Raw genomic sequence first — 19,424 nt, 5'->3', positions numbered from 1 at the left:
AAGGGTTTGGCCGCCGCGTTTTGCATCTGCCGGGGGAAAGAGGCGCGATTAGCGGTAATAGTCCGGATAGTCGGTGTCGGTCGGCCGGCGGTGGCCGCCGCGCGAAGGCGACGCCTGCGACGACTGGGTGGCGGACTCGTCGGGGACGTCGTCTCCGTTCGCCGCCGTGCCGTACAGCTCGCCGTACGACGGCCAGCTCCCGCCGGTGTTCTGCCGGGGCTGCGCCCACGAGGAGGAGGTGGGGTCCGACGCCGGGAAGCGGCCGGACTCGTAGCCGCCGTAGCCCTGTCCCTGTCCCTGCCCCTGGCCCGGCGCGGAAAGCGCGTCGTCGCCGCGGGGCCCCGCCCCGCCGCGTGAGTCGTACCCGGCCGTCCCACGGGAGGTGTCCGCCGGCAGCCCGGCGGGGTGAGTGGGACCGTTGACCGTGTCGGAGTCGTCGATCACGGCCCAGCCCGGGCGGACCTCGTAGGAGGACGGGGCCGGAGCGGACGGGGTGGCGGCGGTGTACCCCTCATAGGAGGGCAGCTGGTAGTCGGAGGCCTTCCAGGTCTCATTGGAAGAGCTCGACGGCGGGGTCGGCTCATCGAGGATGTCGTAGGAACCGGTGGCCGGGTAGGCCGGGCGCGCCGGCCACGACTGCGCGGCCGGCGACTGAGGCGCCGGTGGCTGGGCGGCCGGGAAGTCGCCGGTCGCCCCCTGGGCGCCGTTCAGGGCGTCGCCCGCCGGGCCATAGGAGCCGGAGGTGGAGAAGGGGCCGGTCGCACGGGACGCGCCCGGCGTCTCGTACGAGCCGGTCGAGCGGGGCGTCTCGTAGGACCCCGTCGTGCGAGGGGCCTCGAAGGAGCCCGTGGAGGAGCGGCCCGCGTCGAAGGGACCCGTCACCGTGCGCTGGGCGTCAAGAGGCCCGCTGGGGCGCGGCCCGGCGGAGGCGGGCCCGGCCGGACGGGAGCCGGCGGAGCCCGGACCGCCGGTACGGGAGGCCGGACCGGTCGCGAGCGGGTCGCCGGAGGCCGCGCCGTTGGGTCGCGGCCTGCCGGCGAGCGGGTTGGCGGATGCCGCGCCGCCGGAGAGGGGCCCGCTGGACAGCGGGTCGTTCGCGAGTGAGCCGGTCGGCAAAGGGCCGGCGAGCGGACCGCTGGAGAGCGGGTCGGCACGCAGCGGGTCCGGCCGGCCGGGGACGGCTCGTCCGGAGTCGGTACGGCCCGTGTCGGCGGATCTGCCGGAGCCGCTCACGCCACCGCGCCTGGGGTCGCCGCCACGGCGGGCGTCGGCGCCACGGCCGGGAGCGGCCGGGCGTCCGGGGTCGCCCGCGGCGGGGTCCGGCCGGCGCCGGGGCTTGGCGCGCCCGGCGTCGGCGACGCCCAGCGGGTCGGCGGGGTCGGGGCGGGAGCCGCGACGGGTGCGGGAGGACGGCTGCGAGGTGCCGATCGCGCCAAGCACGTCGGCTGCGGACGCGGCCGGCGTGGGAGCCGACGGCGGCGGGACGGGCGCGGAGAAGGTGACGGTGCGCTCCGCGGCCGCGGCGGCGGAGGTGGGCGTGGTGTTGCGGGCGGGCTCCACCAGTCCGGCGAGGCCGGTCGGCCGGGTGGGAAGAGGCGCCTGGACGGTGGCGGCGTTCGCGTCGATCTCTTCCTTCTCCTTCGGCGCGGCGGCCTTGGGAGAAGGGGACGGCGAGGACGGGGAGGCCACGTCGGGGCGGCTCGCCCCTACCCGGGCCGCGATGGTGCCGCCGAAGGCGCCGTCGTCCGCTCGGACCCGGCTCCAGTAGTCGTCGTCGTAGTCGTCGGCGTCGCCCCACTCGTCGACGCCGCGCTTGCCACGTGAGGATGCCTGCTTGCCGTGCGGGGCCGGACGCCCGCCGGGCCGCCCGGCGGGACGGGACGAGGGCCTGCCGTTGCCCGGGCGCAGGCGCGCGGTGACCCGCTCGGGCTCCTGGAAGGCGTCGAAGCCCTCGGGGAAGCTCTCGAAGAACGTCTCCTCGGCGGGACGGCCGGGACGCTTGGCGTTCGGATCGTCCGCCTGCTCGGCCATCTTCCGCAGCCGCTCAGGAGGCAGATTGCTCTCGCGGCGGTTCATGGACCGCATGCCGAGTGCAACGACCACCAGTACGAGGAGCACGACGGCGACAAGGCCGAAAATGACCGCGATCATTGCACCACCTTCATGGCCATGGCCTTCCAGTGGCGCTGGTGAGATCGCGCGGCCATCGACGCGACCTGCCTCCGTTGACCACCTGCGCTCGAGGATTGCATCTGATTCTGTCCGACCACTATGACCGTTGTCACACCCTACGAGAAGATCCGGTATCGAGTACTACCTGTGGTACTCAGCATGTCACTCGATGTGCGCCGCTGAGAGCCGTCCGCGAGCGATGGTGTGCTGGGCGATCGTCTCCAGGGTCTTCAGGAGGCCCGCGCCCTCCTTGAGATCGAGCTTCGAGTCGAGCGCGTAGACACTGAAACGATAAGTGTCATCGGGGCGGCACGGGGGCGAGTAGCCGACCTTGCCCGACGAGGTCAGCCCTTGGAGGGCTCCGGCTCCCCGCGGCACGCTGCTCTGCGCCAGCTCGGTGGTCAGTGGGTCGATGTTGAACAACACCCAGTGCACCTCCGCCGCTCCTTGCGCGTTGTTGGCGTCGACCACCAGGGCGATCGACTTGGTCTGCTTCTGCGGGACACCGGACCACCGGAGCGGTGGGTTCCCGGACTGCCCTGTGCAGGTGTACTCGGCCGGAAGGGGAGCCTCGTCACGGAAACGCGGACTGGACACGCTGAGCCCGTCCAACGACCTGTCGGTCGGTGAACCGCCGCCCACGATGCCACAGCCGGCCGATGCCGCCACGACCATCGCCGCGGCAACCACTATGCGTACGCGTCCCATGCGCCCAACACGCACGGAATTTCTCGGCTGCCCCATGCCCGCTGATGCTACGCGCGTCTGGAGGGTGCGCTGACCCCATCGCCCGAACGGGCGGCGCCGCGAGGCCGCCGAATCGGCCACAATCGAGGCATGGATGCGGCGGAGCCCGACACGCGTGTGAGCTTCGCCCTGCTCGGCCCGCTGGAGGTGCGTCACGACGGCGCTCCGCTCGAGATCGGCGGGCGGCGGCTGCGTGCGCTCCTGGCATCGTTGCTGCTCAGCCCGGGTCGCATGGTGCCCTTCGAGATGCTCGTCTCCGGGGTGTGGGATGTCGATCCGCCCAGTGGCGTGGGGAACGCGTTGCAGGCCCTCGTCTCACGTCTCCGGGCCGCGGTCGGGCGCGATCTGGTGGCCGCCGAGACGTCAGGTTACCGGTTGGTTATATCTCCGGATCAAGTGGATGTCCACAGATTCGTCCGCCTTGTCGCCGATGGCCGTGCGGCGCTCGCCCGAGGCGAGTCCGGCGAGGCCGCGAGCACGCTCAGGGACGCTCTGGCCCTCTGGCGCGGCCCCGCGTTCGCCGACCTGAGCGGCGTCGGGGCCGCCGAGGCCGAGATCGCCCGCCTGGAAGGGCTCCGCCTGGCCGCGATCGAGGAACGCATCGACGCCGACCTGCGCCTCGGCCGCCACGCCGAGGTCCTCGCCGACCTTCCGGCGCTGATCGCCGCCCATCCCTTGAGGGAGCGTCCGCACGGCCTGCTCATGCGCGCGCTGTACGCGTCGGGGCGCCGGGTGGAGGCGCTCGCCGCCTATCAGGTCGCGCGGGAGACCTTCGCCGACCGGCTCGGCACCGGCCCCTCACCCGCACTCGCCGAGCTCCACCTCTCGATGCTCCGCGACGACGACCCCTCCATGTTCCGCGACCATCGCCCGGCTGTGGGCGCGGGAACGGCCCCGCGCCCGGCCGTGGTAGCGGAACCGTCCGCGGCCACGCGTCCGCCGGTCGCCCCGGAACCGCCCGCCGCCGCTGCGTCCGAGGACATGCCGCAGGTGGCGGCGGTGCGGAGGGGGAACCTGCGGGCCCGGCTCACCAGCTTCGTCGGGCGGGAGAAGGACCTCGAACGGGCCGGCGAGCTGCTGGCCCGGCATCGGCTGGTCACGATGCTCGGCCCGGGTGGCGCCGGCAAGACGAGGCTCGCCGTCGAGTCAGGTGAGGCGCTCGCCGGCAGGATGCCCGAGGGCGTCTGGCTGGCCGAGCTGGCGCCGGTGCGCGAAGCCGAGGACGTGCCGCAGGCCGTGCTCGCCGCTCTCGGCATCCGCGACACCGGCCGCGCCCCCGTACGGACGCAGGGCCTCGCCACCGCCGAAGCGGGCGATCCGACCACACGCCTGGTGGCCGGCCTGCGCTCGAGCCGCCGGCTGATCATCCTGGACAACTGCGAGCACCTGGTCGAGGCCGCCGCGCGGCTGGCCGACCGGATCCTGGCCGAGTGCCCGGAGGTGCGCATCCTCGCCACCAGCCGCGAACCGCTCGGCATCACCGGCGAGCTGCTCTGGCCCGTCCAGCCCCTGGCCCAGGAACACGCGCAGAGCCTGTTCGCCGACCGTGCCGCCACGGCCCGCCCCGGCTACGTCCTGGACGGCGACGCGGGGGCGGTCGCGCGCATCTGCCGGGAGCTCGACGGCATGCCCCTCGCGATCGAGCTGGCCGCCGCCCGGCTGCGCACCCTGTCCGCCGGGCAGATCGCCGACCGCCTCGACGACCGGTTCCGCCTGCTCACCGGCGGCAGCCGTACGGCGCTGCCGCGCCACCAGACCCTGCGGGCGGTGGTGGAGTGGAGCTGGGACCTGCTCGACCAGCGTGAACGGGTGCTCGCGCGCAGGCTCGCCGCGTTCGCGGGCGGCGCCACCCTGGAGGCGGTCGAGACGGTGTGCTCCGATGATGCCCTGCCGCGCGAAGAGGTGCTCGACCTCCTCGCCAGGCTTGTCGACAAATCTCTTGTGGTCTACGAGAACCAGCGCTACCGGATGCTCGAGACCATCCGGGCGTACGCCACCGAACGGCTGGTGGAGTCGGGGGAGGAGCACCCGGTACGGCTGGCGCACGCGCGGTTCTTCACTCACCTGGCCGAGACCGCCGAGCCGGAGCTGCGCCGGGCCGAGCAGGTCAAATGGCTCGCCGCGCTGTCCGCCGAGCACGACAACCTCACGGCGGCGCTGCGCTGCGCCGTCGGATCCGCCGATCTCGCCCTCGGGCTGCGGCTGGTCGGCGCGCTCGGGTGGTACTGGTTCCTCATGGGACGCCGCGCCGAGGGCGCGCAGCGGGCCGCGGAGGTCATCGCCCTCACGGGCGACGCCGTCGACGTCGGCCAGCGTGATCTGGCACTGGCCCTCACGGTGCACGGCATCCTCATGGCGGGTGGGACCGACCAGTGGCAGGAGTCCAAGGAAGTGCTCGGAACAGCCCTGCGGCTGGCCAGGTCGTCGGTGCCGCGCCCCTGGCCGCCGATGATCTCGCTGGCCGAACCGGTGCTGACCCTCTTCCTCGACGTCGCCCCCGACCCCGGCCGGTTCATGGCCGAGCTGTTCGACGACCCCGACCGGTGGGTGGTCGCCTGCGCCCATCTCCTGCGCGCGCACATCCACTACAACGCCGGCCAGATCGCGAAGGGCGAGGCCGACGTCCGCGCGTCCCTTGAGCACTACCGGGCCGTGGGCGACCGGTGGGGCATCAGCACCGCCATGGCCGCCCTCGCCGAGGTCAGCACGCTGCGCGGAGACAACGCCACCACGATCGCGGTCATCAAGGAGGCCCTCGAGCTGGTCGACGAGATCGGCGCCGTGGAGGACACGCCGTACATGCGCAGCCGGCTCGCCATGGCACTGCACGCCTCCGGCGACCCGGCCGGCGCAGACGCGGTGCTCGACGAGGCGCTGGACATCTGCCGGACCGCGGCCGACCGCATGGGGGAGTCCGGGGTGCACATCGTGCGGGGCGACTTCGCCAGGGAGAACGGCGACCTGCGCCTCGCGAGACGCGACTACGAACGGGCCCTCAACCTGGCCTCCGAGGAGATGACCTCCCCCGCGCACTTCCGCGCGATGCTGCGCTCGTCTCTGGGGCTGCTCGCCGAGCAGGAAGGCGACCTGGAAGCGGCCCGCGACGCGCACGCCGAGGCGCTGCGGCTCGCGCGGGACACCCACGACGGCTCCGCGCTCGGCCTGGTGCTCATCGCGCTCGCCGGCCTGGTCGTGCTCGAGGGCGACGCCGCCGCCGCGGCCATGCTGCTGGGCGGCGCGGCTCGCCTGCGGGGCGTCGACGACGTGGTCGGCTACGACCATGTGCGCATCACCGACGCCACGATGGCCGCGCTCGGCCGGGAGGAGTACTCCCGGTGCTTCGAACGCGGCCGCTCGCTGCCCCATCCCCGCCTCCTCACCCTCGCCCGCGAACACTCCACCATGACCCGGGCCCGCCCCTCCGCGGTCCCGGATCCGCCCTCCACCGGCCGGAACTGATCCTCCGCGGTGCCGGATCCGCCCCCCCGCGGTGCCGGACCCGCCCTCCACCGGCCGGAACTGATCCTCCGCCCGCCAGGGCTGATCTTTCGTCCGCCCGGGCCGGTCGTCCGCCGGCCGGGTGGTCAGCCGCGGGAGCGGAAGGCGCGCAGGGACAGTGGGGCGAAGACCAAGGCGATGCCGAGAGCCCAGATCAGCGAGATGGTCGCATGCGTGGCGACCGGACCGCCGCTGAGCAGGCCGCGGACCGCGTCGGCCAGGTGGGTGACGGGGTTGACCTCGACCCATCTCTGCAGCCACTCGGGCAGCGTCTTGGTCGGCACGAACGCGTTCGAGGTGAACGTGAGCGGCATCATCAACGAGAAGGCGACGATCTGCACCTTCTCGGGCTCGGAGGCGGTGAGGCCGATGAGGACCGACAGCCACGACATCGCCAGGGCGAACGCGAGCAGCAGCGCCAGCGCGCCGAGGACTCCGGCCACTCCGGTGTGCACCCGGAAGCCCAGCACGGCGCCGAGGCCGACGAACAGCGCGAAGGCCCACACCTGCTTCAGCGTGTCCGCGACGATGCGGCCGGCGAGTGGCGCGGAGCGGGCGATCGGCAGGCTGCGAAGCCGGTCGAACACGCCCTTGGTGATGTCGGTGCTCAGGCCGATCGCCGTCGTCAGCGTCGCGAACAGCATGTTCTGCACGACCAGCCCCGGCAGCGAGAACTGCAGGTAGTCGCTGGTGGACCCGGCGATCGCACCGCCGAACACATAGGTGAAGAGCAGCAAGAACATGATCGGCTGGACCGACAGGTCGAGCAGCTCCATCGGGTTGTGCTTGATCTGCACCAGGCTCCGCCAGGCGAGCGTCATGGTGTGCCGCAGCGCGGCGGCCGGGCCGACGCGGTTGGAGATGGCGGCCGCCGGCGCGGCTTCGGTGAACGTGGTCACGCGGACACCTCTTCCTTGTCCTTCATCTCCGCGACGGAGGTCTCTTCGGCGGGCTCTTCTTCGGCGCGGTGGCCGGTCAGTGCCAGGAACACCTCGTCGAGGCTGGACTTGCGCAGGCTCAGCTCGGCCGCGACCACCCCGAGGTCGTCGAGGCGGCGCACGATCGCGGGGACCACCTTCGGATCCTTGATGTTCACGGTCGCCTGGCCGCCGGTCAGGTCGGGCCGGTCGCCGAGGACGTCGGAGATGACCTCCGCCACCAGGTGAAGGTGCTCGCCCAGCAGGGGCCTGACCTGGAGAACCTGGGCGCCGGTGGTGGCCTTGAGCTCGTCGGAGGTGCCCGAGGCGATGACCCGGCCGTGGTCGAACACCACGATGTCGTCGGCCAGTTCGTCGGCCTCCTGGAGGTACTGCGTGGTGAGCAGCACGGTGACGCCCTCGGCCATCAGGCCGCGCACGACCTCCCACAGCTCGGTGCGGCTGCGCGGGTCGAGGCCGGTCGTCGGCTCGTCGAGGAACAGCACCTGCGGCCGCCCCACCAGGCTCGCCGCGAGGTCGAGCCGGCGTCGCATGCCTCCGGAGTAGGTCTTGGCGGCCCGGCCTCCGGCGTCGGTCAGGTCGAACCGCGCCAGCAGCTCCTCGGCCCGTCGCCTCGCCGAGGCACGGGAGATCCCGAGCAGGCGGCCGATCATCACGAGATTCTCCACGCCGGTCAACGTCTCGTCGACGGCGGCGTACTGCCCGGTCAGGCCGATCAGCGAGCGGACCTTGTGCGCCTCCTTCACGACGTCGAACCCGCCCACCCTGGCATGCCCGGCGTCGGCCCTTAACAGGGTCGCTAGAATCCGGACGGCCGTCGTCTTCCCGGCGCCGTTCGGCCCGAGAACCCCCAGCAGGCGCCCCTCGGGAACGACGAGATCGACGCCGTCCAACGCACGTGTCTCGCCGTAGTGCTTCACCAGACCTTCGGCCTGGACCGCATATCGCATCGTTTCGACTCCTCAGTGAACGGGCTGGCGGTCACTCTCGGCTCGCGGTCCGGGTGACTGACCCGAAGTCTGCTGCATGGCACTGACATTTCTCTGAGACCTGACCGCTCCCCGCAGTCAGCGGCTGACAGATCGCTGATACCGAGGCACCTGGGCGTGTGACAGGGGGGAAGCGGGGTCCTCTGTAAAGGTGTGTCGCTCCTGGACATCACGGGTTACCGGTGGTGCCGCCGGGCGGGGACGATCTCGTTAGGCTGGGGGCGTGACTGCTCCCCTGCGTGATCCTGCTCACCGCGTGTCGCGCCGCGCGATCACGCTGTGGTTGCTGGAGGCACTGGTCGGGTTCCTCCTGCTCGTCGGAGGGTCGGCCGTCGCGGCATCCTGGATCTCCGGTTCCGGCTGGTCGTGGCTGCCGTCGTGGATCCCCGAGCACATCTGGTGGCTGCCCGTGCTGATCGGTGTCGTGGAGCTTCCCTTCGTGGTGATCGAGCCGTTGTGGCGCTACGCCGTCCACCGTTGGGAACTGGCCGACGATGTCGTCTACGCGCGGTCGGGGTGGTTCAGCCGGCAGTGGGTGTTCGTTCCCGTGAGCCGCATCCAGACCGTGGACAAGGAGCAGGGCTGGTTCGAGCGCCTTCTCGGCCTCGCCACCGTTGAGATCCGCACGGCGTCCTACGCCGGTTCGTCCTCCATCAAGGGCCTGGACGTCGGCGTGGCCGCCCGTCTAGCCGAGGACCTCGCCCACCGCGCCCACGAACTGAGGGACGACGCCACATGACCGAGGACGCCGGCCCCTCCGGACAGCACAACCGATCAGGCGTCCCCGGCGCACAGGGCCCATCTGAGCCGTCCAGCGAGCAAGAACGCCGTGCCGGGCCGTGGGCGGTGCCGTCACGGCTCAGCCCGCTGGTGCTGCTGATCGACCCTGTGCGGATGCTGCCTTCCCTGTTCTTTCCCTTGGCAGGCGTGCTCTTCGTCGGCGGATTCTCCCCGTCGTCGTTCGTCTGGGCGGCGCTCGGGGTCCTGGGCTCGATCGGGTACGCCGCGGTGCGGTGGGCCACCTTCACGTACCGGATCGCGGGCGACCGGCTGGAGCTCACGCGGTCGCTGATCAGCCGTACGGTCCGGACCATCCCCCTGGACCGCGTCAGGGGCGTGGACGTCACGACGCCGCCCCTGCACCGCCTGTTCGGTCTCGCCGTCGTCCGCATCGACACCGGTGCGAGCGGCGGTGACAAACAGGAAGGGGAACTGGACGGGCTTCCCCTCCCCGAGGCCGAACGGCTGCGCGAGGTGCTTCTGCGCAGGAGCCGGGCCACACATCCGGACGTCGGCGCCGTTCCCGGTGCAGGGCCGGCGGCGGGTACCGCGCCCGCGCTTCCCTCTGGTCCGTCGCACGCGGGACAGCCCGCCGCGGTAGAGGAGCGGGTCTACGCCCGGGTGCCCTGGCGCTGGCTGCTGTACGGACCGCTGTCGGGGGCGTTCCTGTTCACGCCGTTCGCCCTGCTGGGCGGTGCGATCGGCCTGGCCTTCCAGTGGGGCAACGAGTTCGGGCTGAGCGAGCGCGCAGCCATCGGCGTGGGGGAGTGGCTGTGGCACCGGCCGATCCTGCTCGTGCTGGCCGGGATCGCGCTGATCCTCGCCATGCCTCTGGCCGGTGCGGTCATGTACACCGTCTTCAACTGGAACTTCACCCTTCGCCGCCGCGGTTCCTCGCTGGTCGCCGGGCGAGGGCTGATCACCCGGCGCAGCGTGTCACTCGAGCACAGCCGGATTCGCGGCTACGAGATCGCCGACGGTCTCCTGGAGCGGCGGGCCAAGGTAGCGCGGCTCTGGGCGATCGTCACCGGGCTCGGTGACTCGCGCACCCGGGGCCAGTTGCTGCCTGTCGTACCGCGCCGTTTCGCCCTCCAGGTCGCGGCCGAGGCGATCGGCCCGTTCGACGCCGAGTTGCGACCGCATCCGTCCGTGGCGCGGCGGAGGCGGCTCTTCCGGGCGGTCGCCCCCGGCGTCGCCGTGGCCGCCGTCGCCCTGCTGCTCGGCTGGGTCGCGGTCGGCGTGCTCGGACTGGTCGTCGCCGCGCTCGGCGTCCCGCTCGGGCTGGACCGGTACCGCTCGCTCGGCCACGCCTACGACGGCGTGCGGCTCTCGGTGCGATCGGGGTCGCTACCCCGGTCGCAGGCGGTGGTCGAGCGCCGGGCCGTGGTCGGCTGGACACTGCGCCAGACCTGGTTCCAGCGGCGCTCCCGCGTCCTGACCGTGATCGCCGGAGTCGGGGCGGGCAGCGGCGGTTACCCCGCGATCGACACAGGCGAGGAACAAGGCGTCCACTTCGCCGCCGAAGTGACCCCCGAGTGGATCACCCCCTTCCTCAGCAAGAACTAAGCCCTCAAAGCAAGAACTAAGCCCACCAACTGACCGCCCGCACGGGGGCGCCGGTTTCCCCGTACCACGCCCCGCCGCCCCGGCGCCGAAATGAAGGCCCGACAACGGGGTGGGGAAGGGGGCCGGGTCAACGGGGATAGACGGGGCTGCTGGACTAGAGGGCCGGTTGGAGGCGCGTTGTCCAGGGAGCGGGTCCGCTAGGGCGGTCTCCGGGACCGTACACCGGGTTGGCCGACGTAGGGCGGCGCCGGTGTCGCCGTACCGCTTCTCGTCGTCGCGGCGCCGGATGTGCGCGGGCGACAGTGGGCGGAAGGGGGGAGGCGGCCCCGTGCTTGCGGTTCGTTCAGGGCCGCCCGTGCTTGCGGTTCGTCCGGGGTGGGGGAGGGGGCGCCGGGGTGGGCTCGATGTTGTTGGGGCATCGAGCCCTGGCGGCGTCGGTTTCGCGGGTCAGTCCTGGCGGCGGGCGCCGAACATGATCTCGTCCCAGGTCGGGACCGAGGCGCGGCGGCCTCGGGAACCCTTTCGGGCCGGCCGCGGCTTGGGCGCGGGTGCCTGCGGAGGAACCGCAGGCTCGGCGGCCTTCGGGTCCTTGTCTGGCTGGTCGGCCTTCTCCGGCTCGGCGGAGGCTGCGGGCCGTTCCGCCGTCTCGCCGCTGGTGCGCGCGGCCGGTACGGCTACCGCGGCGTCCTCGGCTTCGGACTTCCTGGCGGCCGCGGCCTTCTTGGCGGAGGCCGCAGGCCGCGCGGCGGGGGCCGGCGGGGTCGGCCGTGCGGCCTTGCCTCCCGGCTGACCGGAGACGGCCGGCGTAGGAGATGTCGCCTGGGCCGCGGGTGCCTTCGCGGCCGGGGCGGGAGATGTCTCCTGGGTCACGGGCGCCTTCGCGGCCGGGGCGGGCGGTGCCTCCTTGGGCACTGGTGCCTTCGCGGCCGGGGCAGGGGGAGCTTCCTCGGCTGCTTGAGCCTTCGGCTGGGCTACCTGAGCGGCCGGGGACTCGGAAGAGTTCTGGGCCGCCTGGGCAGGCGGGAGCTCGGACGGTGCCTGCGCCGCGGGATTGGCCGCGGTCGGTGTCTGGGCCGCTGGAGTGGGTGCGGACGGTGCCGCTGGAGCGGCCGAGGTCGTGGACGGCGCCTCGGCCGCTGGAGTGTTCGGGGTCGCGGGAAGCGGCTCGGACGCCGGGGCGGTGGCCGCTTGGACCTCGGGTGCGGTGATCGGGGCGCGCGCGGCCGGTGCCTGGTCGCCGGGCACGGACGCGGTTCCGGGGACGGGCGAGCCTTGCGGGGTGCTGGGCGAGGCCGCCGGCGCGGTACCGGTCTCCGCACTGGTGGCCGCGGCCTGGGAGTGCGGACGGACCTCCGAGGGCTCGGCCGGCACTGGTGCGGACGCCGCGCGCGGTACGGCGCCGGCGGCGGGGTCGGTGGTCTGCGGTCCGGCGGGGTGCTGGGCGGCGGGGGCCGTGATGTGCGGTCCCGCGGGGTGGTGGGCGGCGGCTCCCGTGGTGTGCGGTCCGGCGGCGTGGTGGGCGGCGGCTTCGGGGGTGGCCGGGTGCGTGGAGTGCTGCGGGGCGGCCTCGAAGGTGGGCTGCGGGGAACGCTCGAAGGCCCGCTGGACGGCGGGCTCGAACGTGGGCCGGGGGCCACGCTCGGCCTGACGCCCTGCCACCGCGCCCGGAGCGGGCACGGCCGACGGCGCGTCGTCGCGGCCGTTCGCCGGCTCAGTGGCTTGGCGGTTCACCGGCTCGCTGGTCTGGCCGTTCGCCGGGGCGGCGGGGCGCGGTGAGGTCGGCTCCTGGCGGAAGGCCGCAGGTTCGGCGGGTTCGGCGAGATGGCGCAGGCCCCGACGCGGGGCCTCCGGGAGGTCGGAACCGGTGGTGCCGGGCAGATCACGCAGGACCGGAGCAGGGGCGTCGTGGCGGTCCTGTCCCGCGAACTCGTGGCGGTCGTGCCTGGCAGGCTCGTGGCGGTCCTGTCCCGTGAACTCGCGGTCCGGTCCTGCGTACTCGTGGCGGTCCTGCACCGCAGGCTCGTAACGGTCGTGTCCTGCGGGCTCGTGGTGGGCGGTGTGGGCGGGTTCGGGGAGGTCGCGGAGGTGCGGGAGGGCGGGCTCGGGGTGGTTTCTCGGGCCGGAGTCGTGCCGGACGACGCCGGGCAGCGTCGTGGGCGCCTCCACCGGGATCGTGGGGACGGGAGCGAGCTTGGCCGCGAGCCGCGGCACGAAGGGCGTCACCGTGGCTTCCTCGGAAGGCTCGACGTACTCGGCGGCGGAGAGCCGCATCGCCTCGTCGTCGTAGGGGGTGACGTGGCGGCGCCTGAGGTCGAACAGCCATTCGGCGTTGCGGGTGTGACCGTTCCAGACGAAGCCCAGCTTGATGCGCCAGAGGCCGTCGTCACGCTTGCAGGAGTCCCAGTCGATCTCGTCGCTGGGGACGCCGCGGCGGCTCAGCCGCTCGGTCACCAGCTCGCCCAGTGTGGGACCGGGGGTGGTCTCGCCGGGCAGGCGCACGGCGACACGCTGCGCCTGTTGCGCGGTGTACTCGCGTTCCTGCAGGACCGGTCCCTCGAACCAGCGGACACGCTCCACCGGAATACCCGCGGTGGCGGCGATCTCCTCCGCGGTCTCCCCCGCACGGATGCGGGCCTGGATCTCCTTGGGGCGCAACGGACTCTCCACTTCGATCTCGTACTGGCCGAGACGGGAGAAGTTGCCGCGGACCGCCGCTCGGAGCCGTTCGTCGACGGGGAGCGTGAACCGTGTACCCCTGCCGGCCGTGGCCAGCACGAGGTATGTTCCGTCCTCGCTCACCGCGACGAGTCGGAGCTCCTGCATGCGAGTCCCTTCGTCGTCGTGCTCAATCTTCCCCCGGACCCTTGAGTCTCTCGCGTGAGCCGGTTGCCTGCCAGCACCGTACCCGGCATGTCCGAACATCGCCTTCCTCAGAGACGTGGGAAGCGATGAGAGGCGGTTTTATATGTCGCTTTCACCCTATCTATCGGCTGCTCGATATGCAGCAAACGGGTTAGGCGTCCTGAACCGATTCTCGCGGTTCGCGCGCGCCCTCGCCCTCCACTTCACCCAACAGACACCGGGAAGGCACGGAACCCGGTCTGGCGTGTCGTCCGTGACGAGTCCCGGACGGGCGGAAACGTGCGCCCGAGACGGACGCGGCGGGAGATGGGGCGGCGGGGTTGTGTGCGCGGAGGGAACGGATGGCCGGTTCTCCTAGGTGAGGAATCGCCTTTGACAGGCCAAAACAGAGCAAGATGTTCATTTCTCCGCATCGTGGTGCCCGACGGGACGACGGGTGGGGCCGGGGTCCCAGGTCAGCCGAGGACGACGTCCAAGTAGTCGTTGGCGAACAGGCGGCCGGGGTCGAGCTCGTCCCGCAGGGCGAGGAAGTCGCCGAACCGGGGATAGACGGTCGAGAGGTAGGACGCGTCGCGGGTGTGCAGCTTCCCCCAGTGCGGGCGCCCGGACAGGCGGGTCATGATCGCTTCGACGCCCTCGAAGTAGGCCGGGTTCGGGGTCGGCCGGTAGATGTGGCAGGCGATGTAGGCCGAGGCCCTGCCGTACGCGGTGGACAGCCACGCGTCGCTCTCCGGGGTGACGCGCACCTCGATGGGGAAAGTGATCCGCCAGTCGTTCAGCTCGATCAGGTCGCGCGTCTCGCGCAGCGCCTGGCCGAGGTGCTCGCGCGGGATGGCGTACTCCATCTCCAGGAAGCGGACGTTCCGCACGCTGGTGAACACCTTGTAGGCCTTGTCGGTGAAGTCCGAAGGGCTGAGCGCGCCCGCGGAGAGCCCGTTCAGGGCGGGGATCGCGCCGGGGAAGCGTCCCCCGACCGCGCAGAGCGCGCCGAAGAGGGTGTTCTCCAGGAAGACGTTGTCGAGCCAGTGGCGGAAGGCGCCGGGCGGCGCGGCGGGGCCGGAGGACCGGTTGTTGCGCTTGGTCAGGCAGGTGTCGGTGTGCGGCAGCCAGAAGAAGTCGAGATGCTCGTTGTCGCCGGTGATCTCCTCCAGGGAGGACAGGATCTCGCTGAGGGGCATCGGCCGCCTGACGCTGCGCAGCAGGAAGGTGGGCTCGACCTTGAAGGTCACGGCGGTGAGGATGCCGAGCGCGCCGAGCCCGACCCTCGCGGCGTCGAAGAGGTCGCCGGAGGAGACGGTGGTGATCGAGCCGTCGGCGAGGACCATCTCCAGCTCGGTGACCTGGTCGGCGAGCCCGCCGACGTCCCGGCCGGTGCCGTGGGTGCCGGTCTGGATGGCGCCGGCGACGGTCTGCTCGGTGATGTCGCCCATGTTGGCGAGCGCCAGCCCGCGGCGGTCCAGTTCCTCGTTCAGCACGCGGAGGGGGGTGCCGGCCGCGACCCGCACGCGGCCCTCATCGGCGTCCTGGACGCCGGTCAGCGCGTGCGGCCGCAGCAGGATGCCGTCGGTGAGCGCCACCCCGGTGAAGGAGTGGCCGGTGCCGACCATGCGCACCCGCAGCCCTCGCGCGGCGGCGTCCCGTACGGCCTGTGCCACCTCGCCGGCGGAGGCGGGGGTGCGAACCTCGGCGGGGGTGACGGTCTGGTTTCCCGCCCAGTTCCTGAACACGGCGTTCATCGAATCTCCTTGAGCGTGGAGACCTCCGCCTTCAGGCGGGGGAGGAAACGCGGCACGGTGTGGAACGGTGTCGGATGGTGTGGAGTCGAATCGGTGTTCGTATGTGGTTGATCGTGTCCAGGGTGCTTGCTGTGGCGCGCATCGTGAGGCGGGCGTTGAAGTTCCGCTTTCATCCGGCTCCTGGGCAGGCTGAGGAGCTTGCCCGGACGTTCGGCTGCGGCGCGCTGCATGATCGGGATGTCAACGCGGCCAGGAACGTCCTCGCGGCCGGGCCGGCCGAGAGGTGAAACGCCTGTGGAGCTGGTGTAAGACCTCAAAGAGAGAGTCCTCTCTGGCGGGCGACCGGCGGCGAAGCAGGAAACCCGACCCGCGAGGGTCGGAATCCCCCTCGTCCACGAGGGAGAGAAGGTCAAGGTGCAGCACGATAATCAGGAACCGGACGGATGGCCATAGACGTGAGCACTACTCATGATCTATGGCGCCATCCGCGGGTCAGGCCGGGGTGGAGCGGGCCTCGGAGGAGCCGATCTCGGGGATGCGCAGGAAGGTGTTCCCGCCTATGCCGATCGCCACGGCGAGCAGGGCGCAGATGAACGAGAAGGCGTACGCGTTCGAGGCGCCGAACGAGTCGGTCAGCCGGCCTCCGGCCCACGCGCCGATCGCGACGCCGAAGCCGACGGCCGTGGAGATCCACGACATGCCCTCGGTGAGCAGGTGGCCGGGCACCAGCCGCTCGATGAGCGCGTAGCCCGTGATGATCGTCGGCGAGATCGCCAGGCCGGCGAAGAACAGGGCCACCGCCATGATCCGGGTGTCCCCGATGAGCAGGATCGGCGTCAGCCCGGTGGCGAACACCGCCAGGCCGCGCATGAACCGGTGGCGCAGCGAGATCCGCCACTGGCGGAGCCCGTACCAAAGGCCCGAGACCATGCTGCCGCCGGCGAAGGACCCGAGCAGCAGGCCGGAGGCGGCCTTCGCGCCGTTGTCCTCGGCGAAGGCGACGGTGATCAGGTCGACCGAGCCGAACACGGCGCCCATCGCGAGGAACACGCACGAAAGCAGCGCGACCCCCGGGATCGTGATCGGGCTGCCCGACTGCGCGATGGCCGTCCGTACAGGCGGCTCGGTGCCGCGCTGCAGCGAGAACGCCACGGTGCCCACGACGGTGGCCACGAGCGCCAGGATCAGGCCGGCGTAGAGGTTGACCAGGGTCGTGAGGCCGGTGACCAGGGCCGGACCGGCGACGAAGATGACCTCGTCGGCGACCGACTCGAACGAGAACGCCGTGTGCAGGCCGGCGGAACGGCCGAGGATGTGCGACCAGCGGGCGCGGACCATCGAGCCGAGCGAGGTGGCGGCCGCGCCGACGACCACGGCGCAGGCGAACAGCGTCCACATCGGCGCGCCGGCGGCCGTGCACAGCATCAGCGCGACCAGCGCGGCGCCGTGCAGGAGCACGAACGGAATGAGTACCCTTGCCTGGCCGAACCTGTCGACCATCCGCCCGGAGAGCGGGGCGGCGACCGCGTAGGCGATGGCGACCGTCGCCGAGATCGCTCCCGCGGTCGCGTACGAGCCGGTGAGGGCCGAGATGAGCAGGACGATGCCGATGCCGAGCATTGACATGGGCATCCGCCCGATGAAGCCCGCGATCACGAAACCCTTGGTGCCGGGCGCGCTGAATAGCCCTCTGTATGGCCCGACCACGATCTCGCCCCTTTCGCGCGCCCCCGGCGCGCGTCGCACTGTGCTCTTTTACCCTTGCGCACGGTCCAGCGGCGCATCAAGTGATTTTCCGGCAACGTACACGAATTCGGACTCCAGGGGCTAACGTGGGCCAAGTGTCCCCTCGTCCTCGGCTCATGCCGGCGCGTGCCGTCATGGCGGGGCTCGCCCTCCTCATCGTGCTCGGCGTGGCGGCGGGCGGCGCGTTCCTGATCACCCGCGACCCGGCGGGCGCGCGGGCCGGTGCGGTACGCACGCCCCTGGCGGAGGTCAGCGACCTGACGGCCCCGGTGACCCCCTTCCCGGTGCTGACCCCGCCCGCATCCACGCCGGCCCCGCCCGCGCCGTCCACGCCGGCCGCGGCCGTCTCGGGCCGGGCCACGCCTGCGGTCTCGACCGTGCCGGTCAAGGTGGCCGCCACGCCGCCCAGGCTGATCGCCGTCGCGCGGAAGCCGGTCACCGAGGCGGCGCTGGGCAGGCTCAGGGCCATGAAGTACGTCACGAAGGTGGCGGTGGCGGACGGGGGAGCCGTCCGGTTCTCCACGGCCACGCTGAACCTGCTGGCGGTCGACCCGGCGGAGTTCCGGCCGTGGGCGCCGAAGGCCGTGGCCGAGGAGCCGGAGGTGTGGAACGCGCTCGCGCGCGGGGAGTTCATCGCCGAGTCCAAGACGGCCGGCCGCTACATGCTGCAGCTCGGCGGCGAGTACGAGACGGGCGCGGGGCCCCGGCTGCGGGTCGCCGCCTCGGCGCCGTTCGGGCTGCCGGGCGTCGACGGGCTGGTCGGCAAGGACGTGGGCCGCGCGCTCGGCCTGGTCCCCGGCGTGGCCGTCCTCGTGCACACCCCGGCGGGCAAGGCGGCCGCCGTCGGCGCGCGCATCAAGCGGCTGCTGGGAGCGGGGGCGCAGATCGTGGTGGTCGGCGCCGCAGGCCGCAAGGCGGCCTCGCCGGTGCCGGTGCCGGCCCCGAGCACCGTCCAGACGACGCCGGCGGCTCAGCCCGCCACCTCCCTGGTCGGGCGGCCCGGCAGCTACCTGGAGCTGTACCAGATCTCCGCGCGGGTCTGCCCCGGCCTGTCATGGACCGTGCTCGCTGCGATCGGGCAGGTCGAGAGCGGCCACGGCCGTAACAACGGCCCCTCCTCGGCGGGCGCGCTCGGCCCCATGCAGTTCATGCCCGCCACGTGGAAGGCGTACGGGGTGGACGGCGACGGCGACGGCAAGTCGGACATCTGGAGCCCGTACGACGCTGTGCCGTCCGCGGCCCGCTATCTGTGCGCCAACGGGGCGGGCCAAGGCGGGACGAAGCTCCGCTCGGCCGTCTACCGCTACAACCACTCCTGGGACTACGTGAACAAGGTCCTCGGCATCGCCGACGCCTACGCCCGCGCCTACGCCTGAGGCCGTCCGCCCGCCGGGCGCCGCGGGGCGGGGCAGCAGGTGGGGGTGCAGGGCAGGGGTTCGGGTTCCTCGATCAGCTCGCGGACCATGGAGACGAACCGCGGATGGGTGCCCGCCGTGGCGGCCCGGGAGAGGTGCATGCCGAGCTCGCGTGCCACGCCGGCGGCCTCGGTGTCGAGGTCGTAGACGACCTCCATGTGGTCGGAGACGAACCCGATGGGCACCAGCACCACGGCCTGCGTGCCCGCCGCGCCGAGCGCCCTCAGGTGGTCGCACACGTCGGGCTCCAGCCACGGCACCTGCGGCGGCCCGCTGCGGCTCTGCCACACCAGGTCCCACGGGCGATCGCCCGCGACGAGCCCGGCGGCGGTGCGGAGCTGGGCCTCGTACGCCCCGCCCGAAGGCCCCGCGGAGGCGGCCATGGACGTCGGGATGCTGTGGGCGGTGAACACCAGCCGCGCGCCGTCGCGGTGCTCCTCCGGGAGCCGGTCGAGCGCCTCACGGGTGTGGTCGGTCATGGCGGCGATGAAGCCGGGGTGGTCGTAGTAGCGCCGCAGCCGGACGATCTCGGGCGCGCCGGGGACCTCCGCGCGTGCCCGCGCGATGTCGTCGAGGTACTGCCGGCAGCTGGAGTAGGAGCTGTAGGCGGCGGTGATGAAGGCGGCCGCCCGGGTGACGCCGTCGGAGGCCATCTTGCCGAGCGTGTCCGCGAGGAAGGGGTGCCAGTTGCGGTTGCCCCAGTAGATCGGCAGGTCGACCTCGGGCCGCAAAGCCGCGATCAGGTCGCGGCACTGCCGGTTGATCGGGCTGACCCCGCCGAGCCCCTGGTAGTGCTTCTCCACCTCCAGGAGCCGCTCGCGGGGGACTCCTCGTCCCCGGACGACGTTCTCGAGGAACGGCATGACGTCCTCGGGCTTCTCGGGGCCGCCGAAGGAGACGACCAGCAACGCGTCGTAACGTGCCATGGTTTCCATCCAACCCCATCCGGGGGAGCGTGCCGCTAGGGGAGGGCCG

The 19,424-nt window shown here is 72.4% G+C and carries 12 protein-coding genes and 2 pseudogenes; 6 read left to right on the top strand and 8 right to left on the bottom strand.

The window, feature by feature from the left end; genetic code table 11:
- Positions 1–48: 48 nt before the first annotated feature.
- Both MYF83_RS42780 and MYF83_RS16585 read right to left on the bottom strand, forming a co-directional pair.
- On the bottom strand, positions 49–2,151 hold the full coding sequence (locus MYF83_RS42780; RefSeq protein WP_279339622.1) for a hypothetical protein: 2,103 nt from the start codon (positions 2,149–2,151) through the stop codon (positions 49–51).
- Between the two features lie 183 nt (positions 2,152–2,334).
- Entirely contained in the window at positions 2,335–2,880 is a 546-nt protein-coding gene (locus MYF83_RS16585) for a YbhB/YbcL family Raf kinase inhibitor-like protein (RefSeq protein WP_248961294.1), read from the bottom strand.
- Positions 2,881–3,009: 129 nt separating this feature from the next.
- Here MYF83_RS16585 and MYF83_RS16580 point away from each other — a divergent pair, with 129 nt between their 5' ends.
- The gene (locus tag MYF83_RS16580; protein ID WP_248961293.1) at positions 3,010–6,378 is read left to right on the top strand and encodes an AfsR/SARP family transcriptional regulator; all 3,369 of its coding nucleotides are present in this window, start codon (positions 3,010–3,012) and stop codon (positions 6,376–6,378) included.
- Between the two features lie 125 nt (positions 6,379–6,503).
- Here the strand turns inward: MYF83_RS16580 and MYF83_RS16575 are convergent, their stop codons facing one another.
- Both MYF83_RS16575 and MYF83_RS16570 read right to left on the bottom strand, forming a co-directional pair.
- Positions 6,504–7,316: an ABC transporter permease gene (locus tag MYF83_RS16575; protein ID WP_248961292.1), complete on the bottom strand. Its 813-nt coding sequence runs from the start codon at positions 7,314–7,316 to the stop codon at positions 6,504–6,506.
- Positions 7,313–8,305: an ATP-binding cassette domain-containing protein gene (locus MYF83_RS16570; protein WP_248961291.1), complete on the bottom strand. Its 993-nt coding sequence runs from the start codon at positions 8,303–8,305 to the stop codon at positions 7,313–7,315. Before MYF83_RS16570 ends, MYF83_RS16575 begins: the two co-directional genes overlap by 4 nt.
- Positions 8,306–8,567: 262 nt before the next feature.
- Between MYF83_RS16570 and MYF83_RS16565 the strand changes: the two genes are divergently transcribed.
- Together MYF83_RS16565 and MYF83_RS16560 are read left to right on the top strand one after the other, a co-directional pair.
- The gene (locus MYF83_RS16565; RefSeq protein WP_248961290.1) at positions 8,568–9,083 is read left to right on the top strand and encodes a PH domain-containing protein; all 516 of its coding nucleotides are present in this window, start codon (positions 8,568–8,570) and stop codon (positions 9,081–9,083) included.
- The gene (locus MYF83_RS16560) at positions 9,080–10,690 is read left to right on the top strand and encodes a PH domain-containing protein (protein WP_248961289.1); all 1,611 of its coding nucleotides are present in this window, start codon (positions 9,080–9,082) and stop codon (positions 10,688–10,690) included. The genes MYF83_RS16565 and MYF83_RS16560 overlap by 4 nt, the downstream gene beginning before the upstream one ends.
- Before the next feature lie 447 nt (positions 10,691–11,137).
- Here MYF83_RS16560 and sepH read toward each other — a convergent pair whose 3' ends face one another.
- Both sepH and MYF83_RS16550 read right to left on the bottom strand, forming a co-directional pair.
- Entirely contained in the window at positions 11,138–13,513 is a 2,376-nt protein-coding gene (gene sepH / locus MYF83_RS16555) for a septation protein SepH (protein WP_248961288.1), read from the bottom strand.
- 494 nt (positions 13,514–14,007) lie between these two features.
- A complete protein-coding gene (locus MYF83_RS16550) occupies positions 14,008–15,288 on the bottom strand; it encodes a D-arabinono-1,4-lactone oxidase (RefSeq protein ID WP_248961287.1) in 1,281 nt (426 codons plus the stop codon).
- A gap of 74 nt (positions 15,289–15,362) precedes the next feature.
- On the opposite strand from MYF83_RS16550, the pseudogene MYF83_RS16545 reads away from it, so the two are divergent.
- Positions 15,363–15,473 (top strand): annotated as a pseudogene (locus MYF83_RS16545) (hypothetical protein); the annotation flags it as partial.
- 30 nt (positions 15,474–15,503) lie between these two features.
- A pseudogene (locus MYF83_RS44305) lies at positions 15,504–15,741 on the top strand (hypothetical protein); the annotation flags it as partial.
- A 39-nt stretch (positions 15,742–15,780) separates the two neighbouring features.
- Here the strand turns inward: MYF83_RS44305 and MYF83_RS43785 are convergent.
- Positions 15,781–16,995, bottom strand: a complete 1,215-nt coding sequence (locus MYF83_RS43785; protein ID WP_248961286.1) for an MFS transporter — start codon at positions 16,993–16,995, stop codon at positions 15,781–15,783.
- Positions 16,996–17,129: 134 nt separating this feature from the next.
- Between MYF83_RS43785 and MYF83_RS42765 the strand changes: the two genes are divergently transcribed.
- Positions 17,130–18,410: a lytic transglycosylase domain-containing protein gene (locus tag MYF83_RS42765; protein ID WP_308201462.1), complete on the top strand. Its 1,281-nt coding sequence runs from the start codon at positions 17,130–17,132 to the stop codon at positions 18,408–18,410.
- On the opposite strand, the gene MYF83_RS16525 is transcribed toward MYF83_RS42765, so the two are convergent.
- Complete coding sequence (locus tag MYF83_RS16525) at positions 18,401–19,375, bottom strand: ferrochelatase (RefSeq protein ID WP_248961285.1); 975 nt, start codon at positions 19,373–19,375, stop codon at positions 18,401–18,403. The two genes, MYF83_RS42765 and MYF83_RS16525, sit on opposite strands and share 10 nt — an antisense overlap.
- Positions 19,376–19,424: the final 49 nt, after the last annotated feature.

Source organism: Sphaerisporangium perillae (assembly GCF_023276435.1).
In the GTDB taxonomy this organism is placed as follows: domain Bacteria; phylum Actinomycetota; class Actinomycetes; order Streptosporangiales; family Streptosporangiaceae; genus Sphaerisporangium; species Sphaerisporangium perillae.
This window is presented reverse-complemented; position numbering and strand designations above follow the sequence as displayed.